Genomic DNA, 13,862 nt, shown 5'->3' on the forward strand with positions numbered 1-13,862 from the left:
TTGGACACCGCCCCGCGGGTGTCTGAGGTGGCACAGACATGTCTATGCCGACCTGGACACCGCCGGGCGGGTGTCCGACGGCCGCCGGGGGCGTCCGAGCTCAGGCGAAGCGGGCGCGCAGCGGCTCGCGGAAGGTGGCCGTGAGCTCGTCGACGGATGCCGTGAACGCCCCCTGGACCTCGAGGGTCGGCTCCGAGTCGGTGACGCCGACGCGCAGCACCGGGTAGCCGCGCCCCTCGCAGAGGCGGGTGAACTTGACGTCCTCCTCGCGCGGCACGGCGACCAGCACGCGGCCCGTCGACTCGGAGAACAGCGCCGTCGCCAGGTCGACGCCGTCGCGGGTGAGCAGCTCGTCGAGGAACACCCGGGCGCCGACGCCGAAGCGCAGCACCCCCTCGGCGAGGGCGATCGCGAGACCCCCGTCGGCGAGGTCGTGGGCCGCGTTGAGCAGGCCCTCGTAGGCGGCGGCCGACAGCAGCGAGGCGAGCTCCTTCTCGGCGTCGAGGTCGACGGCAGGCGGGCGGCCCCCGAGGTGCCCGTGCACGACGCCCGCCCAGGCGGAGCCGTCGAGCTCGAGCGCGGTGGTGCCGAGCAGGTAGAGGTTGTCGCCCGCGTCCTGCCAACCCGACGGCACGCGGCGGCCCACGTCGTCGATGGTGCCCATCACGGCCACGACGGGCGTCGGGTGGATCGGCACGTCGCCGGTCTGGTTGTAGAACGACACGTTGCCGCCGGTCACCGGGATGCCGAGCTGCAGGCATCCGTCGGCGAGCCCCTCGACGGCCCGCGAGAACTGCCACATCACCTCGGGGTTCTCCGGCGAGCCGAAGTTGAGGCAGTCGGAGACCGCGACCGGGGTGGCGCCGGTGACGGCGACGTTGCGGTACGCCTCGGCGAGTGCGAGCTGGGCGCCCTGATACGGGTCGAGGTAGCAGTAGCGGCCGTTGGCATCCGTGGCGAGCGCGAAGCCGAGGCCCGAGCCCTCGTCGACGCGCACCATGCCGCCGTCCTCCGGGAAGCTCAGGGCGGTGTTGCCGAGCACGTACTTGTCGTACTGCGAGGTGATCCAGCTCTTGTCGGCCAGGTTCGCCGAGCCGAGCAGGGTGAGGGTCTGCGCCTTCAGCTCGTCACCGGCCGTCGGGCGCGCGAGACCGGATGCCGAGTCGGCGTTCACATGGTCGATCCACGTCGGGTAGGCGACGGGCCGCTCGTACACGGGTCCGTCGACCGCGACCGTGCGCGGGTCGACGTCGACGATCGTCTCGCCCTTCCAGTCGATGACGAGCCGCCCGGTGCCGGTGACCTCGCCGAGCACGCTCGCCTCGACATCCCAGCGGTCGATGACCGCGAGGAACGCCTCGAGCTTCTCCGGCGTCACGACCGCCATCATGCGCTCCTGGCTCTCGGACATGAGGATCTCCTCGGCCGTGAGCGTGGGGTCGCGCAGCAGCACCTCGTCGAGCACGATGTGCATGCCGCCGTCGCCGTTCGAGGCGAGTTCGGAGGTGGCGCACGAGATGCCGGCCGCGCCGAGGTCCTGGATGCCCTCGACGAGCTCGCCGCGGTACAGCTCGAGGCAGCACTCGATGAGCACCTTCTCCATGAACGGGTCGCCCACCTGCACGGCGGGGCGCTTGCGTCCCGAGCCCTCGTCGAACGACTCGGACGCCAGGATGGATGCGCCGCCGATGCCGTCGCCGCCGGTGCGGGCGCCGAACAGCACCACCTTGTTGCCGACGCCGCGGGCGTTGGCGAGGTGCAGATCCTCGTGACGCAGCACGCCGACCGCGAGCGCGTTGACGAGCGGGTTGGCCTGGTAGATCGGGTCGAACCACGTCTCGCCACCGATGTTCGGCAGGCCGAGGCAGTTGCCGTAGAACGAGATGCCCGAGACGACGCCCGGCACGACGCGCGCGGTGTCGGGGTGGTCGAGCGCGCCGAAGCGCAGCGCGTCCATGACGGCCACAGGGCGCGCGCCCATCGAGATGATGTCGCGCACGATGCCGCCGACGCCGGTCGCGGCGCCCTGGAACGGCTCCACGTAGCTCGGGTGGTTGTGGCTCTCGATCTTGAAGGTGACGGCCCAGCCCTCGCCGATGTCGACGACGCCCGCGTTCTCGCCCATGCCCACCATGAGGTTCTTCGTCATCTCGGGGCTGACCTTCTGCCCGAACTGCCGCAGCCACACCTTGGAGCTCTTGTAGGAGCAGTGCTCGCTCCACATCACCGAGTACATGGCGAGCTCGCCGCTCGTGGGGCGGCGGCCGAGGATCTCGCGGATGCGCTGGTACTCGTCGGTCTTGAGGCCGAGGGCGGCGTAGGGCTGCTCGCGCTCGGGTGTGGCGGCGGCGTTCTCGACGGTGTCGACGACGTGCGTCGCGGGGGTGCTCACGGGGGAGTGCTCCTCAGAACGGGGCGAGCGGGAACGCCCCCATCCTACCGGCGGGGTGGCGAGCGGACGGGCGTGTGGGGGAGGCTGGAGCGATGGGAATCCTCGACACCCCGGCCATCGGAACCCACACCTGGCTCGAGTTCGTGCTCGCGGTCGCGATCGTGGCGGTGGTCGCCGTGGCGGCGACCTTCCTGCTCAACTTCGTCGTCGCGGCGGTCGCCCGGCGCCGCGGGTGGGATCTCGCGAAGATCGGACGCATCCTGCGCCCGTTCCTGACGCTGCTGACGATCATCGGGCTCTGGATCGCGATGGTCGTGACGCTGCCGGAGGCCGACTGGCGGGTGCCGCTGACGCACCTCGCGGTGATCCTCGTGATCGCCGTCTCGGCCTGGCTGCTCGCCGGGATCGTGTCGTTCGCGTTCGAGGCCGTGCGGTTGAGGTACCCGATCGACGTCGCCGACAACAGCAAGGCGCGGCGGGTGCGCACGCAGCTCGACATCCTGCACCGGGTGGCGGGCGCCGTGATCATCACGATCGCGATCGGTGCGATCCTGCTGACCTTCCCGGGGGTCTCGGCGCTCGGCGCGAGCGTGCTGGCCTCGGCGGGTGTCGCGGGTGTGGTCGCCGGTCTCGCCGCGCAGACGACGCTGTCGAACGTCTTCGCGGGGGTGCAGCTCGCGTTCTCGGACGCCATCCGCGTCGACGATGTCGTAGTCGTCGAGGACGAGTGGGGCCGCATCGAGGAGATGACGCTCAGCTACGTGGTGGTGCGGATCTGGGACGACCGCCGGCTCGTGCTGCCGTCGACCTACTTCACGACCACGCCGTTCGCCAACTGGACCCGGCACGCGAGCGCCATCACCGGCACCGTCGAGCTCGACGTCGACTGGTCGGTGCCGATCTCCGCGCTGCGGGCCCGCTTCGACGAGGTGCTGTCGGGGCAGAAGCTGTGGGACCGTCGCGCCTCGGGCGTGCAGGTCACGGAGGCGACCGGCGGCATCGTCCGCGTGCGGCTGCTCATGACCGCCGCCGACTCGGGCTCGCTGTGGGACCTGCGCTGCATCATGCGCGAGGCGATGGTCGAGTGGGTGCGGGAGGCCTCGCCGCGGGCCGTTCCGCGCACCCGTGTCGAGATGCTCGAGGAGTGACGCTGGCGGTTTCCCGCGCGTGCGTGACCGTCTCGCCGGTGTCGCGGGCGCGCGTCGACCCGCGACGATGAGCGCATGAGCCTCCACCGCGTCGTCGTGCTGCACGGGTACACCGCGCATCCGGGCAAGCACTGGTTCGGCTGGCTGCGCGACGAGCTCGCCCCGCGGGGTGTCGCGGTCGAGGTGCCCGCCCTGCCCGACACCGACGATCCGCGCGCCGACGCCTGGACGGATGCCGCGGTCGCGGCGATCGGGCGGGTGGACGCCGGCACCGCCGTGGTGGGGCACAGCCTCGGCACGATCACCGCGATCCGGGCCGTGGGGCGTGCGTTCGCGGACCAGCCGGATGCCCGCCTCGGGTCGCTCGCGCTCGTCGCGTCGTTCGTCGACCCGGTGCCGATCTATCCCGAGCTCGACCCGTTCACGGTCGGGCTCCCCGCGCTCGACGCGCTGGCGGCGCGCATCGATCGGCGCCTCGTCGTCCGCTCCGACGACGACCCGGAGGTGCCGATCGCGCTCACGGCACCGGTCGCCGGCGGACTCGACGCCGAGCTCACCGTGGTGCCGGGCGCCGGGCACTTCTGCGAATCCGACGGGGTGACGGCCCTTCCGGTGCTCGCCGACTGGCTCGCGCGGGGGTGAGGCGCCTCAGCCCGCGCGGCGCACGCCGGCGGCGGGCAGGATGATCTCGTCGATGTTCGAGATCAGGAACTCGCGGTCGACCGGCAGCTGCAGCATGAGGGTGCGGTAGGCCACGAGCGAGGGGCCGAGCAGGCACAGCTTCTCGACGTCGACGTCGGCGGGGATCTCGCCGCGCTCGATCGCCCGCTGGAAGAAGACCCGGTTGATGGCGGCACGCGGCTCGATGAGCGCACTGCGGGCGGCATCCGCGAGCTCGGGGTTGTTCGCGAGCATCGAGGCGATGCCGATCATGACGCGCAGTTTGCGCTCGCCGTCTCGGATGCTCGGCGGCTTGATCATGGCGACGAGGTCGCCGCGCAGGCTGCCGGTGTCGGGCAGGGCGGTGAGGTCGACGTCGCGCGACTTCATGCAGGCGACGGCGTCGAGCACGAGCTCGGACTTGGACGCCCAGCGGCGGTAGACGGTGGCTTTGCCGGCCTTCGCGCGCGAGGCGACCATGTCGATCGTCATGCCCTCGTAGCCGCAGTCGACGAGCACGTCGAGTGCGGCGTCGAGGATGTCCTGGTCGCGTCCGGGGTCTCGGCGGCGGCCCAGCTTCGGCTTCTCCTCGACGAGGTCGGCCTGCGTCATCGCCGCCGTCTCCCTTCGTCGATCCGCGGCCAACATTACCAGCGGGTTAACTTCCGGAACCGATGATATCCGAAACTCTCCAGTTTCGTATATGGTGTCCCTCATGCCTGACAACTCCACCCCCCAGAGCGGCCGCCGCCGCTGGATCACCCTCGCGGTGGTCGGCCTCGCCCAGCTCATGGTCGTGCTCGACGCGACCGTCGTGAACATCGCGCTACCGTCGGCGCAGGCCGACCTCGGCTTCTCGAACGGCGACCGCCAGTGGGTCATCACCGCCTACTCGCTCGCCTTCGGCAGCCTGCTGCTGCTCGGCGGCCGCGTCTCCGACCTCATCGGCCGCAAGCGCACCTTCCTGATCGGCCTCGTGGGCTTCGCCCTCGCCTCCGCCCTCGGCGGCGCGGCGGGCTCGTTCGAGCTGCTCGTCGCCGCCCGCGCGCTGCAGGGGGCCTTCGGCGCGCTGCTGGCTCCCACCGCGCTCGCCGTGCTCACCACGACCTTCGTGATCCCGAAGGAGCGGGCCCGCGCGTTCGGCGTCTTCGGGGCGATCGCGGGAGCGGGCGGGGCGGTCGGCCTGCTGCTCGGCGGGTTCCTCACCGAGTCGCTCGACTGGCGCTGGAACCTCTACATCAACGTCGTGATCGCCGTGGTGGCGTTCGCCGGCGCCCTCGTCTTCGTGCCGGCGATCGACCGCAGCGGTCCGCGTCCGAAGCTCGACCTGCCGGGCACGGTGCTCGTCTCCGGCGCCCTCTTCGGGATCGTCTACGGCTTCTCCAACGCCGAGACCGAGGGCTGGGACTCGCCCCTCACCTGGGGTGTGCTCGCGGCTGCGGCGGTGCTGCTGGTCGCCTTCGTGCTCTGGCAGCGCCGGGCGGCGCATCCGCTGCTGCCCCTCTCGATCGTGCTCGACCGCAACCGCGCCGCGGCGTACTCGTCGGTGCTCATCGCGGGCGCCGGGATGTTCGGGATCTTCCTCTTCGTCACCTACTTCATGCAGGTCACGCTGGGGTACTCGCCGATCCAGACGGGTCTCGCGTTCCTCCCGATGATCGGCATGCTCGTGCTGGCGGCGCAGCTGGGCACCAACCTGCTGCTCCCGCGCTTCGGCCCGAAGGTCATGGTGCCCACCGGCATGGCGCTCGGCGTCGTCGGCATGGTGCTGCTGACCGGACTGGATGCCGACAGCAGCTACGCGCCGCACATCCTGGTGCCGCTCATGGTGCTCGGCACCGCGATGGGGACGATCATGCCGGGCTCGATGCAGACCGCGACGCTCGGGGTGGACCGCTCGTTCGCGGGCGTCGCGTCGGCGCTCGTCAACACGAGCCAGCAGGTCGGCGGCTCGATCGGCACGGCGCTGCTCAACACCCTCGCGGCCACCGCGGCGGCCGACTACCTGGCCGCCCACGTGCCCGTCACGCCCGAGATCGCGGCGGATGCGGCGATCCACAGCTACGCGACCGCGTACTGGTGGGGCGCCGGGTTCTTCGCGGTCGGCGCCGTCATGTCCGCCCTCGTGTTCCGCCGCCGCGGGCACGGCCTGTCACTCGGCAACGCCCACCCGCCGGCATCCGAGGACGCCCCGGCGCTGGCGCACTGACCCCACCCGCGAGAGTACGCACATCCGCGTACTCTCGCGGGTGAGAGCCCGCAGATGTGCGTACTCTCACGGAGGGGCGCGGTCAGACGCGGGCGAGCACCGACTCGATCGCCGACTGGAAGAAGCGGAGGCCGTCGACCCCCGAGCGCATCGCGTCCGGGGTGTCGGGGCCGAAGCCCGGCTCGGTCGCGTGCTCGGGGTGCGGCATGAGGCCCACGACGTTGCCGCGCTCGTTCGTGAGCCCGGCGATGTCGCGGAGCGAGCCGTTGGGGTTCACGTCGAGGTAGCGGAAGGCGACGAGCCCCTCGCCCTCGAGACGGTCGAGCGTCTCGTCGGTGGCGATGTAGCCGCCCTCGCCGTTCTTGAGCGGGATGACGATCTCGTCGCCGGCCTCGAACTGCGAGGTCCACGCGGTCGACGCGTTCTCGACGCGCAGGCGCTGGTCGCGGCAGATGAAGTCGCCGTGGTCGTTGCGGATGAGGCCGCCGGGCAGCAGCTGCGACTCGACGAGGATCTGGAAGCCGTTGCAGATGCCGAGCACCGGCATCCCGGCGTTCGCCGCCGAGATCACCTCGGACATGATCGGGGAGTGCGCCGCGATCGCGCCGCAGCGCAGGTAGTCGCCGTAGCTGAAACCGCCGGGGAGCACGATCGCGTCGACGCCCTGCAGCTCGTGGTCGCCGTGCCACAGGGCGACGGCCTCGCCGCCCGCGAGTCGCACGGCGCGCTGCGCGTCGCGGTCGTCGAGCGAGCCGGGGAAGGTGACGACGCCGATCCGGACGGCCATCAGGCGACCTTGACCGCGACGACGTCCTCGATGACCTGGTTCGAGAGGAACTCCTCGGCCAGCCGCTGCGCCTCGGCGAGCACGGCATCCGTGACCTCGCCGTCTACGGTCAGCTCGAAGCGCTTGCCGATGCGCACGGCGCTGAAGGTCGACGAGCCCTGCTTGGCGATGGCACCCGCGGTGGCCTTGCCGGCCGGGTCGAGCAGCTCGGGCTTCGGCATGACCTCGACGACGATGGTGGGCACGGACGACTCCCGGGATTCGAGGGGGCGGGGAACGCCCCTCAGTCTACGGCCAGCACCTCGTCGGCACGGCACGCGGTGCCGCGGATGAGGGCGGCGTTCGCCTCGTCGGGGCCGAGCGCCCAGGCGCGGGCGGCATCCGGGTCCTTGCCGTGCGCGACGTGCCGCGCGATGAGCCGGGCGCGCCGGGTCTCGGGATCGAGGGCGAGGTAGGCGCTCGCGTCGAGCAGCCCGAGCACCCGCTCCCAGCCGTCCTGATCGTGCAGCAGGTAGTTGCCTTCGACGACCACGATGCGGTGCTCCGGACGGATGCGGATCGCGTCCGGCACCGGCTCCTCGACGTCGCGGTCGAAGCCGGGTGCCCGCACCTCGCCGTAGTCGGCGCGCACCCGCTGCAGCACGGCCACGAAGGCGTCGACGTCGAAGGTGTCGGCGGCGCCCATCCGCTCGCGTCGGCCGAGTTCGACGAGGCGCGCCTGCGGCAGGTGGAAGCCGTCCATGGGCAGCACCGCCGCATCCGGGCCGAGCTCGGCGGCCAGGCGAGCCGCGACGGTCGACTTGCCCGCGCCCGGCTCGCCCGCGAGGCCCGCGATCACCCGAGCGCCTGCTGCGGCGCGCGCCCGCAGCTCGTCGGCGAACCCGGCGGCGTTCACGACTCCGCGTGCGAGACGTGCGCGATCTCGGACAGCCCGCGGAACCACGCGTCCTCGACGGTCCAGCGGGCCCAGTCGGCGTAGCCCGACGAGGAGGGGTGGAACAGGTCGCGCGCGAAGAAGCCGGGACCGTAGGGCGGCGGGACCTGCTCGGTGATCATCCAGCGCTCGTCGCGGGCGATCTCTCGCCGGGCGACGCGCTCGAGGTTGCGGGAGTGGCGGTAGAGGGTCGACCGCAGCGGGTCGGGCAGCAGCTCGAAGCGCGCGAAGATCGGCAGGTTCGACATCAGGATGCGCGCCTCGGGCAGCCGGTCGCTCAGCGTCGTCAGCAGCAGCCGCAGGTCGCGGCCGAACGCCCGAGCCGAGCGGGCGTGGATGGCGTCGTTCGCGCCGAGGCTCACGAACACGAGGTCGGCGGGGCGCGCCAGCGCGTCGGTCAGGTGCCGTTCGAGGAACTGCGCCGTGTCGGCGCCGTTCTCGCCGACGGCGCGCCAGATCACGCCGCGACCGGTGCGGGCCTGCAGTTCGCGGGCGAGCGAGCCGGGCAGCGCCTCGTCCTGCGTGGCCGCGCCGGTGCCCGCGGCGGTCGAGTCCCCGATCACCAGCAGCCGCAGCGGATCGGGGCCGGCGAGCTTGCCCTCCCAGGGGAGGGCGGCATCCGGCAGTCGCTCGACGGCCGCCTCGAGCTTCTTCTTCTGGGCCAGGATCCGCGGTCCGTGCAGCACCATGTAGCCGCGGCTCGCGCGCAGCCCCCGGGGGTGGACAGGGTCGTTCACGGTGCGAGTGTAGGTGAGCGCGGCTCGACGTATGCTGTGCCGCGCTCAGCCGCGGCCGGGCGTCGTCACGAGGATGCGGTTCGCCCACGGATCCTCGACCTCGACCGTGCGCCCGTCGTCGCGGGCCTCCACCCCGAAGTGCGCGAGGCGCTCGCCGAGCGCGCCCAGCTCGTCCTCGCTCGGCACCTCGATGTCGACGCGTCCGAGGCCGAGGGTCGGCTGCCGCCGCCCGGCGCCGCGCGAGTTCCACACGTTCATCGCCATGTGGTGGTGGTAGCCGCCGGCCGAGACGAACACCGCCTGGCCGGGGATCGCGATCGTCTCGTCGAAGCCGAGCCGGTCGACGTAGAAGGCGCGGGCGGTCTCGGTGTCGCCCACCGACAGGTGCACGTGGCCGACGCGCGCGTCGCCCGGCAGCGGGCCGGCCAGGCCCTCGTCGGTGAGGTGCTCGGCGAGGAAGCGGTTCGGGTCGAGGTAGATCGTGCCCATCTCGATCGTGCCGTGCACCCAGCTCCATTGCGTGCGGTCGCGGTCCCAGTAGAGCTCGACGCCGTTGCCCTCCGGGTCGTCGAAGTAGAACGCGTTGCTCACGAGATGATCGCTCGATCCGGTGAACGTGCCCGGATGCTTCTGCGCGACGGAGTACACGGCGGCGGCGAGCGCGGCCTGCGAGTCGAACAGGATCGCGGTGTGGAACAGCCCCGCCTCGCGCGGACCGGCGTGCCGCAGCTCGGGGGTGTGCACGAGCACGACGACGGGCCGGGCGGCATCCGCGCGTCCGAGCACCACGCGAGGACCGGATGCGTCGAGCACGTCGAGCCCGACCGCGTCGCGGTAGTAGCGCGTCATGCCGTCGAGGTCGGCGACGTTGAGCGTCACCGCGCCCATGGCGGTGTCGGAGGCGAAGCGCGTGGTGTCGGTCATGACACCCTCAACATACTTGATGCGACAACTATTCCGCAGCACTCGACGCTCCGCGGCCGCGGATGTCCGGTTCCGCGACGCATGCCCCCGCGTGCCGCCTGTCGGCGGCGCGCTCCCGCCAGTCCCGATGCCAGCGTCCCGGAACCGGACATCCGCACCCGCTTCGCTCGGGATGCGCTTTCGCGTCAGCGCGTGAGGCGCTCGATGAGCTCCCGGTAGCGGGCGGCGGTGCGCTCCACGATCTCGGGCGGCAGGGGTGGCGGGGTGCCGGTCTTGTCCCAGTGCGACGCGAGCCAGTCGCGCACGATCTGCTTGTCGAAGCTGTCGAGCCGGTGCTCGCCGCCGGCGGCGTAGAGCTCGGCGTCCCAGTAGCGCGAGGAGTCGGAGGTGAGCACCTCGTCGGCGAGCGTGATCTCGCCGGTCTGGGGGTCGCGTCCGAACTCGAACTTGGTGTCGGCGAGGATCACCCCGCGCGCCTCCGCGATCGCCGAGGCGGAGGCGAACACGGCGAGGCTCAGCGCGCGGATCGCCGTCGCATCCGCTTCGCCCACGAGGTCGACCGTGCGCTCGAAGGTGATGTTCTCGTCGTGCTCGCCCATGGGCGCCTTGTAGGCGGGGGTGTAGATCGGCTCCGGCAGCCGGTCGCCGTTCGCGAGGCCCGCGGGCAGCGGGATGCCGCACACCGACTGCGACTCCTGGTACTCGGCCCACCCCGAGCCCACGAGGTAGCCGCGCACGACCGCCTCGATGGGGAACATGTCGAGCCGCTTCACGAGCATCGCCCGCTCGGCCACGTCGGGCGGCAGCGGAGACGACAGCGCGGCGAGGCCGCCCGCGGTCTGCTCGACCAGGTGGTTCGGCACGTCGAGCTGCCCGAACCACCACAGGCTCAGCGTCGTCAGCAGCGCGCCCTTGCCCGGGATGCCCGGGTCGAGCACGTGGTCGAACGCACTCACCCGGTCGGATGCGACGACGAGCGCGCGGCCGGGCTCCGCATCCGAGAGGTACAGATCACGCACCTTGCCGGAGTACTCGTGTCGCCAGCGCAGCGCCTCGAGCCGGGCGTCGGCGCTCATCGCGCGACCCTCTCCGCGATGTCGTGGCGGTACTGCCCGCCCTCGAGGCGGATGCGGCCGAGCGCCTCGTAGGTGGCCTCGCGTGCGGCGGCGAAACCGTCGCCGCGGCCGACGACGCCGAGCACCCGCCCCCCGGTCGCGATGAACCGACCGTCGGCGAGCGCGGTGCCCGCGTGCAGGATCGTGACGCCCGGCACCTCGGCCGCCTCGGCGAGCCCGGTGATCTCGCGTCCCGTGATCGGGTTCTCGGGGTAGCCCTCGCTCGCGAGCACCACCACGACGGCCGCCTCGTCGGTGAAGGTCGGATACGGCATCCGCCCGAGCGTTCCGGTGGCCGCCGCGAGCAGCAGCTGCGACAGCGGGGTGGCGAGCCGGGGCAGCACCACCTGGGTCTCGGGGTCGCCGAAGCGCGCGTTGAACTCGATCACCCGGATGCCGGCGTCGGTGAGGATGAGGCCGCAGTAGAGCAGGCCGACGAACGGCGTGCCCTCCGCCTCGAGCGCGCGGACGGTGGGCAGGGCGATGGTGTCGAGCACCTCGTCGACGAACGCCGCCTCGGCAACCCAGCGGTCGGCGATCCACGGCAGCGGCGAGTAGGCGCCCATGCCGCCGGTGTTCGGCCCGGCGTCGCCGTCGAAGGCGCGCTTGTAGTCCTGGGCGGGGCTGAGCGGCACGACGTCGTGGCCGTCGGCGAGGAAGAACAGCGACACCTCCTGCCCGTCGAGGAACTCCTCGACGAGCACGGGGCCGTGCTGCAGGTAGTACTCGGCGTGGGCGACCGCGGCGTCGCGATCGTCGGTGACGAGCACGCCCTTGCCGGCTGCGAGACCGTCGGCCTTGACGACGTGCGGGGCGCCGAGCTCGTCGAGCGCCGCCGTGAGCTCGTCGAGCGTCGCGGCGCGCACCGCCCGGCCTGTGGGCACCTGCGCCTGCTCCATGATGCGCTTCGCGAACGCCTTCGACCCCTCGAGCGCGGCCGCCGCCTTTCCGGGACCGAACACCGGAACGCCCTTGGCGCGCAGCGCATCCGCGACGCCCGCGACGAGCGGCGCCTCGGGGCCGATCACGACGAGCTCGATGCCGTAGTCGAGGGCGTACTGGGTGACGACCTTGCCGTTGCTCGGGTCGAGCACGACCGTCTCGACGCGTGCCGCGATGCCCGCGTTGCCGGGGGCCGCCGTGATCTCGTGTGCGGCGTCCTCGGCGAGGAGCGCTTCGACGATGGCGTGCTCGCGGGCACCGGATCCGAGGACGAGGATCTTCACCCGGACAGGCTACCCGCCCGACGGCGCCCCGCCGGGGCCGGTCCGCCATCCGCTTCACGAAACCGCCGGCATCCCGAATCAAGGAGTCGAGCAACCCGAATCAAGGACTCGGTGTGGCGGATGTTGCTGCGGTGCGGGGTGAGGTCGGATTCCGGATGCTGTTCCTTGATTCGGGTTGCCGGGTTCCTTGATTCGGGAGGCCGGTGCGCGCCGCCGCGACCCGCGTCCCGCGGTAGCGTCGAGGCGTGGCGGTGAGGCGGCGGATCGACGCGGATGCGGGGCGCGCCGCCGTGCGCGCCTGGCAGGGCGGAGCAGACGATCGCACCACGGTCGCGACGGCTGTGCGGTACCTGCTCGAGCAGCTCGCGACCGACCACGAGGGCAACTCCGTCGAGGTGCGCGTGCCGCCGTTCGGGGCGACGCAGGCGATCGAGGGCCCCCGCCACACCCGCGGCACACCCCCCAACGTGGTCGAGACGGATGCGCAGACCTGGCTCGGGCTCGCCACCGGGCGGCTCGACTGGGTGACGGCGCTCGCCGACGCGCGCGTCTCCGCATCCGGCACCCGCGCCGACCTCGCCCCGGTGCTGCCCGTCCGCTGGGAGTAGTGCCCGCGTCCGTTCGGCGGGAGCAGCCGCACCATCGGCGGGAGAACCGGATGGCGCGGGCGACACAGCGCGCACGCGGCGGGAGCAACTTCCCCCGCCGTGTGCCCGGTTCTGCGCCCGCGCTCACCTCGCCCGGGCGTGCCCTCAGCCGCGGTGCGCGACAATGGAGGGGTGAGCGAGCCCGAGACCCCCGCCGGCGAGGAGCAGCCGCTGCCGACCGACGTGCAGCAGGTCAGCATCCGCCGTGCCCCCAAGTTCGGCGTCTTCATCGCGCTCGGCGCCGTGCTCGGCGCCCTCGTCACGCTCATCCTCACGAGCCTCTACCCCGCCGACCCGAACATCGGCTTCACGGCGAGCTACGCGTACTTCCTCGTCTACGGCATCCCCGCCGGCGTGGTGCTCGGCGGTCTCGTCGGCCTCGCGTTCGACCGCCGCAGCCGCCGCCGCGCCCGGACGGTCGAGGCACAGCACCAGCGCGTCGACTGAGGTCGGCCGTGCCGTCTCCGCAGTCCCTCGACGAGGGAGACCGTCGGCTACTCGCGGCGTGGGCGGCGGACTGCGCCGAGCGCGTGCTGCCGCTGTTCGAGCGGGAGGCGCCGGACGACGGTCGCCCACGGGATGCGATCGCCCGGACGCGCGCCTACGCCCGGGGTGAACTCACGACGGCCGGCGAGATCCGCCGCCGCTTCGTCGCCGGCAGGGCGGCGGCCGTCGTCGCGTCCGCGCCGGCCGTCGCGTCCGCGCGATCCGCCGCCCACGCTTCCGGCGTCGCCCACATGGGCGCGCACGCGCTGGGCGCCGCCGGATACGCGGTCGCCGCGGTCGCCGCCGATCGACCCGACGCCGTCGCCGCCGAGCTCGACTGGCAGGTGCAGCGCATGTCCCTGGAGGTGCGGGCCGCCCTCCGCCTGCTGCCCGCGCTCGGGTCGGATGCGGCGGGGCCCCTCCAGGCCGGCGGCCTGCTCGCCCGCGGCGCGGTCGGGTCGGCGATCACCGCGATCCAGGCACGTCTCGCCGCCGAGGACTGACCCGTCGGCCGGCTCCTCTCGAGACCGATGGTCGACGAATCCGTCCCGTCCCCCGTTCGAGAGACTGTCGAGGCCCCGCGGGTCACGGTTAGCG

At 72.5% G+C, this 13,862-nt stretch carries 15 protein-coding genes; 6 read left to right on the plus strand and 9 right to left on the minus strand.

Annotated elements, in window-relative coordinates:
* Positions 1–100: 100 nt before the first annotated feature.
* Positions 101–2,392, minus strand: a complete 2,292-nt coding sequence (gene purL / locus NUH29_RS02490; protein WP_258797341.1) for a phosphoribosylformylglycinamidine synthase subunit PurL — start codon at positions 2,390–2,392, stop codon at positions 101–103.
* Positions 2,393–2,484: 92 nt separating this feature from the next.
* Here purL and NUH29_RS02495 point away from each other — a divergent pair, with 92 nt between their 5' ends.
* Both NUH29_RS02495 and NUH29_RS02500 read left to right on the plus strand, forming a co-directional pair.
* Complete coding sequence (locus NUH29_RS02495) at positions 2,485–3,540, plus strand: mechanosensitive ion channel family protein (RefSeq protein WP_258797342.1); 1,056 nt, start codon at positions 2,485–2,487, stop codon at positions 3,538–3,540.
* A 75-nt stretch (positions 3,541–3,615) separates the two neighbouring features.
* Positions 3,616–4,182 carry an RBBP9/YdeN family alpha/beta hydrolase gene (locus tag NUH29_RS02500; RefSeq protein ID WP_258797344.1) on the plus strand — a complete coding sequence of 189 codons (567 nt, stop codon included), beginning with the start codon at positions 3,616–3,618 and terminating at the stop codon, positions 4,180–4,182.
* Between the two features lie 6 nt (positions 4,183–4,188).
* Here NUH29_RS02500 and NUH29_RS02505 read toward each other — a convergent pair whose 3' ends face one another.
* Entirely contained in the window at positions 4,189–4,812 is a 624-nt protein-coding gene (locus NUH29_RS02505) for a TetR/AcrR family transcriptional regulator (RefSeq protein ID WP_258797346.1), read from the minus strand.
* Positions 4,813–4,915: 103 nt separating this feature from the next.
* On the opposite strand from NUH29_RS02505, the gene NUH29_RS02510 reads away from it, so the two are divergent.
* Positions 4,916–6,409 carry an MFS transporter gene (locus tag NUH29_RS02510; protein WP_258797347.1) on the plus strand — a complete coding sequence of 498 codons (1,494 nt, stop codon included), beginning with the start codon at positions 4,916–4,918 and terminating at the stop codon, positions 6,407–6,409.
* An 82-nt stretch (positions 6,410–6,491) separates the two neighbouring features.
* On the opposite strand, the gene purQ is transcribed toward NUH29_RS02510, so the two are convergent.
* From purQ to purD, 7 genes are all read right to left on the minus strand, one after another.
* Entirely contained in the window at positions 6,492–7,196 is a 705-nt protein-coding gene (gene purQ / locus NUH29_RS02515) for a phosphoribosylformylglycinamidine synthase subunit PurQ (RefSeq protein WP_258797349.1), read from the minus strand.
* Positions 7,196–7,441 carry a phosphoribosylformylglycinamidine synthase subunit PurS gene (locus tag NUH29_RS02520; RefSeq protein WP_258797351.1) on the minus strand — a complete coding sequence of 82 codons (246 nt, stop codon included), beginning with the start codon at positions 7,439–7,441 and terminating at the stop codon, positions 7,196–7,198. Before NUH29_RS02520 ends, purQ begins: the two co-directional genes overlap by 1 nt.
* 38 nt (positions 7,442–7,479) lie before the next feature.
* The gene (locus NUH29_RS02525) at positions 7,480–8,091 is read right to left on the minus strand and encodes a nucleoside/nucleotide kinase family protein (RefSeq protein ID WP_258797352.1); all 612 of its coding nucleotides are present in this window, start codon (positions 8,089–8,091) and stop codon (positions 7,480–7,482) included.
* Positions 8,088–8,867: an SGNH/GDSL hydrolase family protein gene (locus NUH29_RS02530; RefSeq protein WP_258797354.1), complete on the minus strand. Its 780-nt coding sequence runs from the start codon at positions 8,865–8,867 to the stop codon at positions 8,088–8,090. The genes NUH29_RS02525 and NUH29_RS02530 overlap by 4 nt, the downstream gene beginning before the upstream one ends.
* A gap of 45 nt (positions 8,868–8,912) precedes the next feature.
* Positions 8,913–9,791 (minus strand): VOC family protein, encoded by an 879-nt coding sequence (locus NUH29_RS02535; protein ID WP_258797355.1) that lies wholly within the window; start codon positions 9,789–9,791, stop codon positions 8,913–8,915.
* A gap of 185 nt (positions 9,792–9,976) precedes the next feature.
* Positions 9,977–10,867 (minus strand): phosphoribosylaminoimidazolesuccinocarboxamide synthase, encoded by an 891-nt coding sequence (locus NUH29_RS02540; protein ID WP_258797356.1) that lies wholly within the window; start codon positions 10,865–10,867, stop codon positions 9,977–9,979.
* Positions 10,864–12,132, minus strand: coding sequence for a phosphoribosylamine--glycine ligase (purD, locus tag NUH29_RS02545; protein ID WP_258797357.1), 1,269 nt, complete (start codon positions 12,130–12,132; stop codon positions 10,864–10,866). The genes NUH29_RS02540 and purD overlap by 4 nt, the downstream gene beginning before the upstream one ends.
* 245 nt (positions 12,133–12,377) lie before the next feature.
* Between purD and NUH29_RS02550 the strand changes: the two genes are divergently transcribed.
* The 3 genes from NUH29_RS02550 to NUH29_RS02560 all read left to right on the plus strand — a co-directional run bounded on the left by NUH29_RS02550 (position 12,378) and on the right by NUH29_RS02560 (position 13,768).
* Positions 12,378–12,740 (plus strand): sterol carrier family protein, encoded by a 363-nt coding sequence (locus NUH29_RS02550; RefSeq protein WP_258797358.1) that lies wholly within the window; start codon positions 12,378–12,380, stop codon positions 12,738–12,740.
* 171 nt (positions 12,741–12,911) lie between these two features.
* Positions 12,912–13,226, plus strand: coding sequence for a potassium transporter Trk (locus NUH29_RS02555; RefSeq protein ID WP_258797359.1), 315 nt, complete (start codon positions 12,912–12,914; stop codon positions 13,224–13,226).
* 8 nt (positions 13,227–13,234) lie between these two features.
* Positions 13,235–13,768 (plus strand): putative immunity protein, encoded by a 534-nt coding sequence (locus NUH29_RS02560; protein WP_258797361.1) that lies wholly within the window; start codon positions 13,235–13,237, stop codon positions 13,766–13,768.
* Positions 13,769–13,862 lie beyond the last annotated feature (94 nt).

The sequence above is a fragment of the Protaetiibacter mangrovi genome, from assembly GCF_024752305.1.
Lineage (GTDB): Bacteria > Actinomycetota > Actinomycetes > Actinomycetales > Microbacteriaceae > Homoserinibacter > Homoserinibacter mangrovi.